Origin of the sequence: Salinimicrobium terrae DSM 17865 (genome assembly GCF_000424665.1) — a bacterium.
Taxonomy (GTDB): domain Bacteria; phylum Bacteroidota; class Bacteroidia; order Flavobacteriales; family Flavobacteriaceae; genus Salinimicrobium; species Salinimicrobium terrae.
In genome coordinates, this window is the sequence record NZ_AUKI01000016.1 from 284,448 (window position 1) to 299,222 (window position 14,775).

The 14,775-nt window shown below is 42.9% G+C and carries 11 protein-coding genes; 6 read left to right on the plus strand and 5 right to left on the minus strand.

The window, feature by feature from the left end:
* Positions 1–154: 154 nt before the first annotated feature.
* Both H148_RS0106835 and H148_RS0106840 read right to left on the minus strand, forming a co-directional pair.
* Complete coding sequence (locus tag H148_RS0106835; RefSeq protein ID WP_029034143.1) at positions 155–1,174, minus strand: cytochrome-c peroxidase; 1,020 nt, start codon at positions 1,172–1,174, stop codon at positions 155–157.
* 243 nt (positions 1,175–1,417) lie between these two features.
* Complete coding sequence (locus H148_RS0106840; protein WP_245583393.1) at positions 1,418–2,062, minus strand: GNAT family N-acetyltransferase; 645 nt, start codon at positions 2,060–2,062, stop codon at positions 1,418–1,420.
* A 47-nt stretch (positions 2,063–2,109) separates the two neighbouring features.
* Here H148_RS0106840 and H148_RS0106845 point away from each other — a divergent pair, with 47 nt between their 5' ends.
* Positions 2,110–4,707, plus strand: coding sequence for a M14 metallopeptidase family protein (locus tag H148_RS0106845; protein WP_029034145.1), 2,598 nt, complete (start codon positions 2,110–2,112; stop codon positions 4,705–4,707).
* A gap of 32 nt (positions 4,708–4,739) precedes the next feature.
* On the opposite strand, the gene H148_RS0106850 is transcribed toward H148_RS0106845, so the two are convergent.
* On the minus strand, positions 4,740–5,615 hold the full coding sequence (locus H148_RS0106850) for an NmrA family NAD(P)-binding protein (protein ID WP_029034146.1): 876 nt from the start codon (positions 5,613–5,615) through the stop codon (positions 4,740–4,742).
* A 382-nt stretch (positions 5,616–5,997) separates the two neighbouring features.
* On the opposite strand from H148_RS0106850, the gene nrfH reads away from it, so the two are divergent.
* The 3 genes from nrfH to H148_RS0106870 all read left to right on the plus strand — a co-directional run bounded on the left by nrfH (position 5,998) and on the right by H148_RS0106870 (position 11,556).
* Positions 5,998–6,663 carry a cytochrome c nitrite reductase small subunit gene (gene nrfH / locus H148_RS0106860; protein ID WP_029034147.1) on the plus strand — a complete coding sequence of 222 codons (666 nt, stop codon included), beginning with the start codon at positions 5,998–6,000 and terminating at the stop codon, positions 6,661–6,663.
* Between the two features lie 39 nt (positions 6,664–6,702).
* Entirely contained in the window at positions 6,703–8,199 is a 1,497-nt protein-coding gene (gene nrfA, locus H148_RS0106865; protein ID WP_029034148.1) for an ammonia-forming cytochrome c nitrite reductase, read from the plus strand.
* 120 nt (positions 8,200–8,319) lie between these two features.
* Positions 8,320–11,556 (plus strand): cytochrome c biogenesis protein, encoded by a 3,237-nt coding sequence (locus tag H148_RS0106870; protein ID WP_037324719.1) that lies wholly within the window; start codon positions 8,320–8,322, stop codon positions 11,554–11,556.
* A 50-nt stretch (positions 11,557–11,606) separates the two neighbouring features.
* Here the strand turns inward: H148_RS0106870 and H148_RS18590 are convergent, their stop codons facing one another.
* Both H148_RS18590 and H148_RS17385 read right to left on the minus strand, forming a co-directional pair.
* Positions 11,607–11,798, minus strand: coding sequence for a hypothetical protein (locus H148_RS18590; protein ID WP_156877219.1), 192 nt, complete (start codon positions 11,796–11,798; stop codon positions 11,607–11,609).
* Positions 11,799–12,631: 833 nt separating this feature from the next.
* The gene (locus tag H148_RS17385) at positions 12,632–13,027 is read right to left on the minus strand and encodes a hypothetical protein (RefSeq protein WP_051286255.1); all 396 of its coding nucleotides are present in this window, start codon (positions 13,025–13,027) and stop codon (positions 12,632–12,634) included.
* Between the two features lie 173 nt (positions 13,028–13,200).
* Here H148_RS17385 and H148_RS18820 point away from each other — a divergent pair, with 173 nt between their 5' ends.
* Both H148_RS18820 and H148_RS18825 read left to right on the plus strand, forming a co-directional pair.
* On the plus strand, positions 13,201–14,016 hold the full coding sequence (locus tag H148_RS18820) for an OFA family MFS transporter (RefSeq protein WP_245583394.1): 816 nt from the start codon (positions 13,201–13,203) through the stop codon (positions 14,014–14,016).
* 9 nt (positions 14,017–14,025) lie between these two features.
* Positions 14,026–14,496, plus strand: coding sequence for an MFS transporter (locus H148_RS18825; protein WP_245583395.1), 471 nt, complete (start codon positions 14,026–14,028; stop codon positions 14,494–14,496).
* Positions 14,497–14,775 lie beyond the last annotated feature (279 nt).

A 14,775-nucleotide genomic window follows, 5' to 3' on the forward strand; every position in this document is an offset into this window, starting at 1 on the left:
GTCCGCCGTGGACGGTAGTGGAGGTTTGACCAGGTCGAAGCTGCGCTATCCCGGTCGCAAAATAAAAGCCCTTCAAAATAACATTTTAAAGGGCATTAATTTATGTGATAACGATATTATATTAGATCCCTGATCTTTTAACCAGGACGTCTCTCTACTCAAAAGGAGACTGTTTTACCTCTTCACGAACATCGGCTGAAAGGCTTTTTAAATAAGCTACTATGTCGTCGACTTCACTTTCAGACAGGTCATTGGCTGTTTGCAGTTCTGCCATTATTTCAACCGCTCTGTGTAAACTTTCTACCGAGCCGTCGTGAAAATAGGGATAGGTATGTTCAATATTGCGTAATCCGGGTACTTTAAAGAAATATTTTTCCATCTCATTCTGGCTGATCTCATATAAACCTAAATCAATGGTTTCCGATTCTGTATGCTTCCAGTAATCTTCATACAAACCAAATTTCTGAAACATTTGCCCTCCCATAGCAACTCCGCTGTGGCAGGTAATACAACCGGCATCGATAAATCCAAGGCCTCTTTTCTCCCTTTCATTAAGAGCTGTTTCATCTCCTTCCAGATACCTGTCAAAACGGCTTTCGGGCATCAGGGTCTTTTCAAAAGCACCAATTGCGTTGGCTACATTCTGAAACGTAATTCCCTCCTCCCCATAGGCTTTCGAAAACATTTCCCGGTAGAGTTCAACTTCTTTCAGGCGATTCACCAGTTGTTCTTCGTCCTTAATATTGTGTTCCACCGGATTTAAAATGGGTCCCATGGCCTGCTCTTCCAGAGTTTCGGCGCGACCATCCCAGAATTGCATTTTATGCAAAGCAGCATAGAGTACAGTAGGTGAATTACGATTTCCAAAGGTTCCTTCCACATCTCCGGGAGAAAATCTTTTGTTATCCACTCCAAATGTTTCCATGTTATGACAGGAATTACAGCTGATATTTCCCTCTCCTGATAATCGCGTGTCGTAGAATAAATGCTTCCCCAGCTTCACCTCATTGGAATCCGGTTCTTCCATTTCAACAGTAGAGAGCGGTTGAAAGAAAGTTTGTGCATCAGTTAAAAGTTGATACTCATTCTCGTCCAATTCGTCTAAGGTCTTTTTTTCATTGTTTTTACAGGAAATGAGAGGTAAAAGTAAGATTAAAATAAAAATGCGTTTCATAAATCAAAATGTTTAGCCGTTGGAATAATTTCGAAATTATTAAGAGATATGGTTTTAAAAAATGATAGAAATCAGGTTAGAAGTGATGAACTGGTCTTTTGAAAAAACAGATTTGAAGATGTGGTGATTTGAAGATTTGAAGATAATGGGAAATAAATTCCAAATTACAAGCACCAAATTCAATGGGAGGTAAATTTCTTCGTGTTCTTAATTTTTTGCCTTTGTGCGCTTAGTGTGAAATTTTTATCCCTGTATAAAATCCCTTTTCAGCAAAGAATAGATCTCACTGTCAAGAAATTTGCCGTTGTAGTAATAATTCTCCCTGAAATAAGCTTCCTTCACAAAACCCATTTTAAGCAGGAGTTCGCGGGAGGTGGTGTTGTTGGGGTTGATGTTGGCTTCAATGCTGTGGAGCTGCAGATCCTTAAACCCAAATTCGATCACCGCACGCATGGCTTCTTTCATATAGCCGCGGCCCCAGAAGTCGGGCATAAGCGTATAGCCTATCTCGGCCCGGACGTTGGTCCTGTCGATATTCCGCAGGATGATATCCCCTAAATAATTCCCGGTTTCAGCTGAGGTTATTACCCAGAAAAAACCTTTCTTCCTTTCATAAGCTTTCGGATTTTTGAGGATAAAGGCTTCGGAAGTTTGGACATCATCATGAGCGTCTGAATCCATATACCGCATCACCTGCGCATTGGATCGCGATTGCTGCAGGTGGGGCGCATCTTTCAGCTCCTGCTTCCGAAGCAGAAGTCTCTCCGTTTGCAGCTGCGGAAATTCCTCAAAATATTGCTCGTTGATCATAACAGGAGTAAAGATAGGATTTGCCTCTGTATTATTTACCCCGGAAATTTTCCGAAGCCCGGTTGGAAATCCTTTCATAATTATTTTTTATCAATATCTTAGGCCGTAGTAAAAAACCAGTCCCTATGCGATTTCCCCTTCTGTTATTATTGAGTCTTTTGTTCCTGTTCAGCATACCTGCCGCTGCGCAGCAGGATTATTTCTTTCCGGATAAATCTAGTTTTGATCCCAATATTCCCACCCCCGAAGAATTCCTGGGCTACGGCATAGGCGATTTCCACACCCGACATGACCGCCTCGTAGCCTATTTCTATGAGCTGGCAGAGAAGTCAGACAGGGTGCATATTCAGGAAATAGGTCAGACCTATGAACAAAGGCCAATGATCGTTGCGACCATTACCAGCCCTGAAAATTACAACAACCTGGAAAACATAAGACAGGAGCATTTGCGGCTGACAGAACCTTCAGCTTCCATCTCTTCCTTTGAGGAGATGCCGGTGATCATTCAGCTGGGATATAACGTCCACGGGAATGAACCTTCCAGCAGTGAAGCAGCTATGCTCACCGCCTGGTATCTCACTGCTTCAGAAGATCCCGAAGTGCTGGAATATCTGGAGAAAGCAGTGATCTTTGTAGAGCCTGTACTCAATCCCGACGGAAGGGACCGGCATACCACCTGGGCCAATATGCACCGCGGTTTTCCGCCGGTGGCCGATCCTCTTGACCGGGAACACAACGAAGCCTGGCCGGGCGGAAGGGTAAATCATTACTGGTTTGATCTTAACCGCGACTGGCTGCCCCTGGTACACGTGGAAAGCAAAGCCCGTCTTGATTTTTACCATAAATGGTATCCAAATGTGGTGACCGATTTCCATGAAATGGGCACCAACAGCACCTATTTTTTTGAACCTACAAAACCTCATGGTTCAGAAAATCCTATCATTCCGAGGGAGAATTACGATCAGCTGAATAATCTGCTGGCTCCTTATTTTGCTGATGCAATGGATGAGATCGGATCTCTGTACTTCACCAAAGAAGTCTTTGATAATTCCTATCCCGGTTACGGTTCTACCTATCCCGATATTCAGGGTGGGCTGGGGCTTGTTTTTGAACAGGCGAGTTCCCGCGGGCACCTGCAGGAAAGTATTCATGGCGATGTCTCTTTTGCCTTCACCATTCGCAATCATTTGGTGAACAGCCTGGCCACGCTTAAGGCTACGGTAGAGAACAAGGATATTTTCCTGCGTCACCAGAAGGATTTCTTTGAATCGGCCATTGAGCAGGCGCAGGAGCATTCTGCAAAGGGATATGTATTTTCGGATGGTGGAGACCCTAATCGCGCGAAAGCTTTTATGGATCTCCTGTTAAGGCACAAGATCAGGGTCTATGAAGCCGGCGGGGATGTAAAGGCCGGAAAAAAGAATTTTTCCGCAGCAAATTCCTTTATAGTTCCGGGAGAGCAGCCGCAGTTCAGGATGGTGGCCACCATGTTTGATACAATCACCAAATTCCACGACAGTCTGTTTTACGATACAACTGCCTGGTCTATGGTACATGCTTACGGCTTGCCGACCTCACCACTGAATTCCCGGCAGCTTCGGAATGTGAACCTTGGGCAGCAAATCGATTCCACTTTTTTAAAGGCGGAAGAGTTTCCGGTTGAAAAAAGTAATTACGCGTACATTTTTAACTGGGAGAATTATAATGCACCGGCGGTGCTTCAGGAGCTTCTGAAGCATGATCTCATCACCAAAACTGCATTTAAACCCCTGAGTCTGGAAACGGAAAACGGACTTAAGGAATTCAGCTACGGAAGCATTCTGGTACCGGTGGTTATGCAAAAGATGCCTTCAGCAGAAATTCATAAACTCCTGAAGGGGCTGGCCCAGGAACATCAGATCGAGATAGAAGCTGTAAGCAGCGGACTCAGCAGCACCGGAATTGATTTGGGCAGCGGGAATTTTGAAAAAATTATAAAACCCAAACCTTTAATGCTCGTTGGGGAAGGAGTTTCCCTTTATGAAGCGGGAGAAGTATGGCACCTGCTGGACAGCAAATTGAACATGCCGCTTCCAAAGGTCGACTTACTGGATTTCAATCGTATAAAACTTCAGAATTACAATGAATTGATCATGGTCAACGGAAGTTACGGCCTGCTGAAGGAAAAAGAGGTAGAAAAGATCAAGACCTGGGTAGAGCAGGGAGGAACGCTGATTGTTCAGAAAGGCGCCGTTAAATGGGCTGCGGAAAAAGGCCTGCTTCCCGAAGATCTTATCATTAAAAAAGACAGCCTTGCTAAGGAGGAAATAAAAAAGCAACGGTTTGACTTCGCCAGTGCAGCCGAAAGAGAAGGTTCTAAATTAATTGGAGGATCCATTTACCGCACAGATCTGGATACAAGTCATCCCCTCGGTTTTGGATATAAAGACAGGGAACTTCTCGTTTACCGCAACAGCAACCTGTTCGTTAATCCGGCGGAAAATCCTTACAGCACAGTGGCGGTGTATAAAGGAAACCCGTTGGTGAGCGGATACATTTCAGAAGAGAACCTGGAGAAATTACCGGGTACGGCCTCCATTTTTGTTCATGGTCTGGGTGCGGGAAGAGTGATCTCTTTTGTTGATAATCCTAACTTCAGGGGGACCTGGTATGGTACAAACAAACTGTTTTTTAATGCGCTGTTCTTTGGGCCGCTTATCGATGTTCCAAATTTGGTGGAGTAAATAACTGCAGAAAAGGGCTTTTTTGAGATGCCTCAGGATTTTTCGAAAAGCCCCTTTTCTCTCTCTATAAAATCCTCAAGCTTCGTCGGTTTCCTGCCTGTGAGCTGCTCATAGACATTGGAGATTGGCGGTTCTTTCTGAAAGCGGGGCAGAAAATGCAGCATGATCATTACCAGGATCATTCCCGTTGGCATTCCCTCTCTTTTTTTAACCCTGAAGAATTTCAGCGGATTCACATTCCTGTAGCTAATGGGGTGATTTAGATTATTGTTCATTATAGAACTTATCTCTTTAAAATTCAGATTCTCCTTTCCGGTGATCTCCAGAATTCTGTTTTTATAATTCTGGAAATTATCCAGTACAATGGCTCCCACCTCAGCTATATTATCAATATCGATCCAGTTGAATTTCGCATCTCCTGCAGGCAGAATAATCTCCCGCTTTTGTTGAATGTCATCAAGAAGGGTGGTGGTAAGGTTCTGCATAAAATAGGAGGGGCGGAGGAAGATGTAGTTAAGGCCGTTTTCTATGATTAGCCGTTCCATCTTGTTATGCGGAATAACTTTACTTTTTTCAGCTCCCTGAACTGATAAAAATACGATCTCCAAAATACCCTTTTTGAGCATCAAATTAATTAAAGGTCTGAAGTGTTTATCTACATTAGAGAGGTGTGGCGGGCGCAAGAGGAAGACCCTGTCAATTCCGGTAAGAGCATTATCAAAAGTTTCGGGGTCTTCAAAATCAAAGGGAACGTAATCGAGTTGCGGGTATTTCTGAAAGATCCTTTTGGCCCTGTCGATATTCCGCACCCCTGCAATGATCCTGTTTTGGGTGTTTTGCTCAAAGAGATACCGGATGACTTCAGAACCTATATTTCCGGTGGCTCCTGTAATTAAAATATTGCTCATTTGTAAGTGCTTTACAGGTAATTAACTTTCCTCAATATGGCAGGAAAAGCTTCCCGGTACTTCGTGTAAAATTAAATAAAAATTGTTCCTGGGGGTTTTTCAGAAAGCAGAGCTTCCGCAGAAGCGGTGCCAAAAGTGGCACTATTAAGAGGTATTTTTTCTTTGTTGCTGCACACTTCCGGAGTTATCATTCTGTTCTTCGCGGTAATTCCTTATCTGTATAAATCGGCTTCAGATTGTATCTGCAGTTAAATTGTGAGGCTTCTTTTAATACTCATAGAAAAGAACATTAAAAAATTTCAGAATTCTTTTCGGAATATGACAAGTATCATGTTATAAATTTTGAGTTGAATATACTTTTACATGGTAAAATAGTGAGGTTATGACCAAACCTTCCAGAAAGAAGTCTTTATTCCGTCGTCTTTTGCCTCCCAAAAAGTGGGGGTTAGCTGCGGCCTTATCAATGGGGGCTTTCCTTGGCCTCGGGTTTTACGTGTTAAAGCTTAGTAATGCCACTTCTTACCTTTCCGATGATCCAAAAGCCTGTATTAACTGTCATGTGATGGTGCCTCAATACCTCACCTGGAACAAAAGTTCTCACCGGGAGGTAGCCAGCTGCAACGATTGTCACGTGCCGCAGGACAATGTCTTTAACCAATATTATTTCAAGGCCATGGATGGCCTTTATCATTCTACCATTTTTACCCTTAGAGCAGAACCTGAAGTGATCGTAGCCAGGGAAACTTCTGCAGAAGTGATTCAGAACAACTGTATTCGCTGCCATGATACACGTATTACAGATCCTAAGCTCATGGCAACGGTAGACAATCACGATTTTCACAGGACAGACCGCACCTGCTGGGAATGTCACCGGGAGGTGCCTCACGGCCGCGTAAAGAGCCTTTCGGCAGTAGGATACCAGATAGAACCTGTAGAGATGCATGTGCCCGAAGACAGGGATGTAATTCCTTCCTGGCTCAAGGATTACATAGCCGAAGAGGAGGAGCAGGATACTGTTCCTTCATTACAACCAACCACTCCCAATTGATATTAATCGCCTTTATGTTTAGATACTAACCTTAGACTTATGAAAAACTGGATCATTTTTATAGTAACTGTTATAGCCGTTTTCCTCCTGGCGATGCTTGAATATACCATCATGGACAGGAGAGCTGAAGCACGTTTTGCTTATCAGCCAAAGGTAGAGATTGAGGGTATTGAACCCCGGGATTCTGTGTGGGGACTTAATTATCCACGACAGTACCAATCCTATAAAAAAACAGCCGATACCACATTTAGGGGGTTGTACAGTACCAGTGGTTTTGCCGATGTTCTGGATGATCAACCCGAACTTGTGATCCTTTGGGCAGGATATGCTTTTGGTAAGGATTATAATCAGCCACGGGGTCATGCGCACGCTTTAACAGACATACGGGCTACTGCCAGAATTGGTTCTCCATGGGATAAAGGCGAAGGTCCCATGCCCAGCACTTGCTGGACCTGTAAAAGTACAGATGTGCCAAGGCTTATGGATGAAATAGGTGTAACTGAATTTTACAGCCATAAATTGTCCGATTTTGGGAGTGAAATGATCAACCCAATTGGTTGTGCAGACTGCCATGATAGTGAAACCATGAACCTTACCATTACCCGCCCGGCTCTTGTTGAGGCTTTTGAGGCAATGGATAAAAATATTAGTGATGTCTCACATCAGGAAATGCGTTCCCTTGTTTGTGCACAATGCCACGTGGAATATTACTTCGCTAAGGATTTACCCGGCAAAGAAGGAGCAGCTTACCTTAAGTTTCCATGGGACGGTGGGCTAACAGTAGAAGCCATGGAAGAATATTACGACAATATCGAATTTGCAGATTGGGTACACCCATTAAGCAGGACACCTATGATAAAAGCTCAGCACCCCGATTATGAAATTTTCTCAATGGGAGTACATGCCAAAAGAGGAGTGTCCTGTGCAGATTGTCATATGCCGTACAAAACGGAAGGCGGTCAAAAATTCACAGACCACCATATAGGTTCTCCCCTTTCTAATGTTGAAAATTCATGTTTTGTGTGTCACCGGGAAGATAAAGAAGACTTAATTACCGATGTTTATGAGCGTCAACGTAAGATCAAGGAAGGAACGGGGTATTTGCAAATACAGCTTGCAAAGGCACATATAGAAGCAAAAAGAGCCTGGGAACTTGGAGCTACAGAAGAACAAATGGAAGATATCCTCCTTAAAATAAGACATGCCCAGTGGCGTTGGGACTTCTCTGTAGCCTCTCACGGAGCAGCTTTTCATGCGCCGCTTGAAACCAGCAGGATTGTTACTTCTGCTACCGGAAAGATCCAGCAGGCTCGTATTGAACTCACACGAGTACTCGCGGAACTTGGGCAAATTGAACCTGTTGACATGCCCAATCTAAATGATAAGGATATACTTCAAAACTACATAGGATTAGATATGCCTGAAGAACTGGAAACCAAGGAGAAATTTTTACGGGAAGTAATTCCTCACTGGATCAAGGAAGGTAAGGAAAGGGAAGCTAAAACCTTGCCCGTAAAGAGGGTAAGTAGTAGATAAATATAAAGTTTGTAGTTGCCGGCCGGCCTGAAGATAACAGTTACCGGAATTTTCAGGCCGGCCTTTTTTATGAAAATTTTTGGCAGTTCCTCTGCCGTTGATATTTAAAAATTGCCTGTGATGAAAATAGGAAAAATTCTGTTGTCCACGAAAGTGTCTTTTTTACTCATTATTGCTTTTGCAGGTGCAATGGCAGCAGCCACTTTCATTGAAAATGATCATGGTACGTCCGTAGCCCGCGAACTTGTATATGAAGCCTGGTGGTTTGAAGTAATTATGGTATGGCTTGCCATAAATTTTATTGCCCATATTGGGAAATACAAATTATTTACAAAAAAACGCTGGCCTCTGGGGGTATTTCACATTGCTTTTGTGCTCATGATCCTGGGCGCCGGAGTTACCAGGTACTTCAGTAATGAGGGGATTATCCATATTAGGGAAGGAGAAACAAAACACACCTATTTCTCGGCAGATAAGTATCTGCAGTTAAGTGAAGCCAAAATGGAAGGACACAATCTGCGGTTTGAGAAACCTCTTGAAATAAGTTCCTATGATTTTGAACCTCAAACGGTAACTGCTACTCTTAATGATAAAACTTTTAAGGTTTCTCTCGATAGATATGTCAAAGGAGCACGGGAAGAATATCTTCCCGGAAAAGATACCCTGGTAGATATTGCCCTTGCATTTGGGGCAGACCGGGAAGATCACCTCATTCCGGTGGGAGAAGATCTTCCGTTTGGAAAAATGATGCTGTCTACTTCCAAGGAGGGACCGGGAAATATAAAAGTTTTTAAGGAAAATGGGGAATGGATGATCTCCAGTGAAGGCAATATGCATGTGGTAGAGATGACCACCCAGGCTATGGGAGTGCTAAGAGCGGGAGAGGTTTCTCCGCTTCAAATAAGACATCTTTATCAGGCAGACAGTTCGGCATTTTTAATCCAAGGGATCTATGAGGGCAGGCAGCTTGTGTACTTTGCCGAAGAGGATGAAGCGATAGCAGAAGAGCTTCCAAGTATGGTAAGGTTAGAAGTGGAAGATGGAAATGGAAAAGAATTGTTGAGCACTTATACCCCTATAGTAAACAGAGAAACACAAAAGCACGTATTCTTTGCAGAAGGGGAGAAATATACACTTGCTTTTGGTCCCAGAGAAGAGGTTTTACCCTTTGCACTAAAACTTCGCGCCTTTGAACTGGAAAGATATCCCGGTAGCCAGAGTCCTTCCAGCTATGCCAGTGAATTGCAGGTGATTAATGAGGCCTCAAGTTTTCCATACAGGGTCTATATGAATAATGTACTTGATCATAAAGGCTACCGCTTTTACCAGGCTTCTTATGATACCGATGAAAAAGGAACAGTGCTTTCCGTGAGTCAGGATCGTCCCGGGACTTACATCACCTATTTATCCTATACTTTGCTCACCATTGGAATGTTCTTTACCTTCTTCGTGAAGGGCAGTAGATTTAGTATTCTTAACCGCAGGATCAAAACGCTGAACGAAAAAGGGCCGAAATTACCTGGTGGTATTAAAACTTCTGAAGAAAAGTCTGTCCCGGAAAATGAAGTGATGCCCGGCTTTAGGATTCCAAAAGCAACTGCTCTTACGCTACTGGCCATACTCCTTTCTCTTTTTTTGGGGGTAAGTGTCTACGGACACGGGCAGGTGCCCGATGTAAGACAGGCAGTAGTGCCACTTTCACAGGCCGAGGCTTATGGTAATCTTGTGGTTCAGGATCTGGATGGACGAATGAAGCCTCTCAATACTCTGGCTAATGAGATCACCAGGAAATTAAGTGGCCGTTCTACCATCAGCATTGAACAACCGGAAGGAGAGATCACCCTTACCGCCGAACAATTTTTACTTGCCGTGCAGCTTGATCCCGGTAGATTTAGTGCGCTACCATTGATCAAGGTAGATGAGAAAAAGGGGGCAGCGATTTTTGAAACCCTGGGACATGCTCCGGTACAAAGTATTAGTTTTCAGGAATTAATTGATCCCGATGGGAAATATCGCCTGCAGGGAATGGTAGAGGAGGCTAACAGGCTCAAACCTTCAGAAAGGAATGAGGCAGATAAAGAATTATTAAAGGTGGACGAACGCTTTAATATTTTCTATGCCATACTGAGAGGGGATTTCCTCAAGCTATTTCCCAACAGGCTGGACGAAAATAATACCTGGTTTGCCGCCAACCAGCACAACATGGGATTTGATGAAGAGGATGCGCTGTTCGTAAGAAGTATAACGCCCATATACCTGTCTGCACTCAATAAAGGGATCGCTTCGGGAAATTATGGAGAAGCAAGTGAAGTGCTTTCTTATATACGTTTGTTTCAGGAAAAGGCGGGAGCAGAGGTTCATCCTGGAGAGGATAAATTAAATATTGAAATCTTATATAACAAACTGAATCTTGGAAACCGACTCTTTGGAATATTCTGGATCCTTGGAACGGTCATGTTAATACTGGCAATCATAAAATTATTTTCCCAGCCAAAATGGGTACGCTATACCTGGATTGGAGGTCTCGCGGTGGCGTGGGCCGGATTGGCCCTGTTTACCATTCATCTTGGACTGCGCTGGTACATCGCAGGCCGTGCTCCCTGGAGTGACGGCTTTGAGATGCTGGTTTTTGTCGCCTGGTGTATTCTCCTCTTCGGATTGATCTTTGAGAAAAAATCACATTTTACAGTACCGCTCGGAATCTTGTTCTCCGGGACCCTGCTCTTTGTGGCCTTCCTGGATTGGCTTAATCCCGAGATCACGAACCTTATGCCTGTATTACATTCATACTGGCTAAAGATACATGTGGCAGTAATTGTAAGCGGATACGCCCCGCTGGCACTGGCAGCTTTACTGGCACTTTTAAGTTTACTATTGTTGATTTTCAAACCTCTGAAACCTTCAGCAAAATGGTGGAAAAGTATGCAGGAATTGAGCATGGTGAACGAAATGTCCATTACTATAGGGCTATTCCTTTTAGCAGTAGGAACCTTTTTAGGAGGAGTTTGGGCGAACGAAAGCTGGGGCCGCTATTGGGCATGGGATCCAAAAGAAACCTGGGCCTTGATTTCAATCATGGTTTATGCTTTTGTTTTACACCTGAGGCTTATTCCCAAATTAAAAAATTCCCTGGTGCTAAACATCGCAAGTCTATGGGCTTTTTCATCAATTATTATGACCTCCTTTGGTGTAAATTATTATCTCTCTGGCTTACATTCTTATGCTTCGGGAGATCCTGTTCCTATTCCGCAATGGGTTTACTGGATGACCGGAATTCTGCTGGCCATAACTGTAATTGCCATTGTACGTTATTATAAAATGTCAAAGCAGGAGCGAAAGAATTTATTAGCTGTCTAAAATGGCACTTTTGAAAAGAACAAACCTTCCATACGGGAAGGTTTTTTCTTTTAGTATTTGAAGATATCCTGCTCTTCTTCGTCTGCTTCATCTTCATCCTGCCTTTCGGTCTTGGTTTCGATGCGGTCTTCCTTTCTCGCTACAGGGATGGGAATTCCACCGCCAATACTAACGCCTATAGCCGCCAGCAGCATGAATGTCAGCAGCGAGAAAAGCCGCAGCATCCTCTTAAAGTTGCTCATTTATTCTGAATTGAAGGTTTATCCGCTGCCGGGTTGTTCAGCGGAAATCGTTTCTTCTAAACCGGTTCAGAAAAAAGAGGAACTTCAGTAGAAATTTTTATAAGTGCCCTAAAATGGCATTTTTGGAGAGAATTTTTGTAATTGGTGTAGTTGAAATTCTGAAGATTTTGTCTCAGCTGCAGCAGTTGTTCCTCCGATTTAAGTATTACAGAAAAATCAGAAGCGATGTAGCGGGACCTCTGGAAATCTGCACCTGAAAAGAATGCCAAAAAAACCTGCTGTTTTCCCCTTTTTTGGTGTCGATTTCTCTCCTACCCATTCGGTTTGAGCAATAGCAGCAACGGTGTCCGGATAATAAGGCTGAAAGGATACGGAAGCCAGGAGGAGCAACAGCCTCAGTAAGGGCTTAAAAAAGCACATGGTCTCTTTGTTGGACCTCATGTTTTAAAATTAAGCTTATTTTTTCAGTTTAAATAATGCAGGTCTTATAAAAGGTTTCACACAAAACATAAAGAGACAAAAGAAGAGCATTAAGAAAAGTGTTGTGAAAATCTCATGATGGGCTATGAAATTTTATGCAAGGACGGACCGCCAATGTTTCGTCAAGACCGTGAAGAAGATCTAATTGAAAAAGTTTCCCGCAGATTCCGCTGATCATCGCAGAACAACCATTTTCACTTACCTTTTTGGAATTTGGTGCTTGTAAATTGGAATTTTTTTTGCGCTAGCAGGAATGGATTTGTATTGAGAAAACCAATCACGAAAGAACTATCTGGAACCTCTTTGGGTAAAAAATCGTGTAGCCACTGATCACTGACCACTAACCACTAACTTCACATGCTTCCCATCAGCAACATGAAAAACACCAAAGCAATTCCCACCGAAATTAAAATGGGCTTGATCCAGCTTTTCTTTTTATAGGGAAAGTCGCTCCCAATAAATTTATTCCAGAAGAACTCATTTAAAATAGCGGCACCAATAACATTTGCTATAATGGTCATGGAGGGGGAGAGGCTAAAAGCCTGCATTACTAGTGCAGTGGCAATAATATACACAATCCCAAACAGCAATACCCATCCGGCTTCTTTTTTCTTTCCAAGGATCCTGAGATTTACGACCAGAAGAGCAGCTGCAAAAATGGTGGAGAAAAGAATGGCAAAAATAAGAATTAAGGTTTTTGAGTATAAGCCAGGTAATTTATGATCGTGATTCTCTTCCTCTGGGATCATTATTGTGGTTTTGATTAAAGACGGTAAATTTAAAGGTTTTTCACTGAAAAGCTTTTAAAAGGAACTATTTCTGCCATTATTTAGAGCATTTTTCTCTAACTGACGTTCATCATATTTTTCCTCATGCGGGTAGTATTATTTTGTCTTTTCTAATTACTTCAAATCTTTCTCTCATGGGAAAAATAAAAAACAGGTGGCTTATAGCCGCATCTGCAGTTGGTATCCATATTTCCATTGGTTCTGTTTATGCCTGGAGTGTTTTTACAAAACCTTTGATCCAGCAATTTGGATGGGAACTTGCCGATACTCAATTCACTTTTAGTCTCGCAATTTTCTTTTTGGGAATTTCAGCGGCTTTCCTTGGGCATTATCTTGAAAAGAAAGGTCCACGAAAATCTGGGCTGTTAGCTGCAATCTTCTTTGGGATCGGTATCGCCGGTTCCGGTTTGGCTATTTATCTTGAATCTATTTACCTGCTCTATCTTTTTTATGGCGTCTTTGGAGGTATAGGTCTTGGGTTAGGATATATTACCCCGGTATCCACCCTGGTAAAATGGTTCCCCGATAAACGTGGACTGGCTACAGGTCTTGCCATAATGGGCTTTGGTTTTGCTGCGCTTATTAGTAGTCCGGTGATAGTTTATCTTATAGATGTAGTAGGAATCGCCAATACGTTCTTTATCATGGGAAGCGTTTATTTCATCATCATACTTCTTTCCTCTTTATATCTTGCGCCGCCACCTAAAGGGTGGGTACCGGAAGGTTTTCATGCTGCCGCAGCTTCAGGGAAGAAAAAGGTGCAACAGGATCTTTCTCAGTTAACAGCAAATGAAGCTGTGAAGACAAAGCGCTTCTGGTATTTGTGGCTTATGCTTTTCATCAATATTTCCTGCGGAATTGCAATTATCTCTGTTGCTTCCCCTATGGCGCAGGAATATGCAGGCATGACAGTTGTAGCAGCGGCAACAATGGTGGGGATTATGGGATAGTTTAATGGAGTGGGACGCATTGGGTGGGCGAGCTTATCAGATTTTATTGGAAGACCCATGATGTACACCATCTTTTTCTCCATTCAGGTGGTAGCTTTCTTTTTGCTTCCCACTGTTTCAAATGCACTTGTTTTCCAGGGGCTCATATTTCTAATCCTATCCTGTTACGGAGGTGGGTTCGCTACTATCCCTGCCTATATTGGTGATGTCTTTGGGACCAAACAGCTCGGAGCTATTCATGGCTACATTCTAACTGCATGGGCAGCAGCAGGAATGGCAGGTCCATTGTTTGCAGCCTGGACCCGAACAATATCCGATAACTACAATGTTACTTTATACTTTTTTGCCGGCTTGCTTGTCGTTGCTTTGATCTTTTCTTTCCTCATCCGGATTGATATCAAAAAGCTTAGAGAATTCAATACAAACAAGAGTATTTCGGCAGAGCCGGCCTCTCCCATTTTGGAACCTGTGGAAACCTAACTGTTCAATAAATAAATTACCTAAAGGAGCGGGAAACCGCTCCTTTTTTTGCTCTTTTTCACAAGTATAATTTCCTGGTGAGAGCTCTTTAATTCTGTGGTCAAAACCTTCAGGATCAATCTTTGAAAGTTATTTATTAACTAAAACGTTTGAAAATATTTCTTAGGTTCTGGCCGGCGTAAATTATGATTTTCGTCATGTTAACAGATGGATTTCTGTCGGTAATTTGCGTAGAAATTAAACAGAAGAGAATCTTTTAATATACTGGAGAATTCTCTT

Bases quoted from the DNA above. Each gene is read 5' to 3' on its own strand.
- H148_RS0106835 (WP_029034143.1), bottom strand. From the start codon at position 1,174: ATGAAACGCATTTTTATTTTAATCTTACTTTTACCTCTCATTTCCTGT.
- H148_RS0106840 (WP_245583393.1), bottom strand. From the start codon at position 2,062: ATGAAAGGATTTCCAACCGGGCTTCGGAAAATTTCCGGGGTAAATAAT.
- H148_RS0106845 (WP_029034145.1), top strand. From the start codon at position 2,110: ATGCGATTTCCCCTTCTGTTATTATTGAGTCTTTTGTTCCTGTTCAGC.
- H148_RS0106850 (WP_029034146.1), bottom strand. From the start codon at position 5,615: ATGAGCAATATTTTAATTACAGGAGCCACCGGAAATATAGGTTCTGAA.
- nrfH (WP_029034147.1), top strand. From the start codon at position 5,998: ATGACCAAACCTTCCAGAAAGAAGTCTTTATTCCGTCGTCTTTTGCCT.
- nrfA (WP_029034148.1), top strand. From the start codon at position 6,703: ATGAAAAACTGGATCATTTTTATAGTAACTGTTATAGCCGTTTTCCTC.
- H148_RS0106870 (WP_037324719.1), top strand. From the start codon at position 8,320: ATGAAAATAGGAAAAATTCTGTTGTCCACGAAAGTGTCTTTTTTACTC.
- H148_RS18590 (WP_156877219.1), bottom strand. From the start codon at position 11,798: ATGAGCAACTTTAAGAGGATGCTGCGGCTTTTCTCGCTGCTGACATTC.
- H148_RS17385 (WP_051286255.1), bottom strand. From the start codon at position 13,027: ATGATCCCAGAGGAAGAGAATCACGATCATAAATTACCTGGCTTATAC.
- H148_RS18820 (WP_245583394.1), top strand. From the start codon at position 13,201: ATGGGAAAAATAAAAAACAGGTGGCTTATAGCCGCATCTGCAGTTGGT.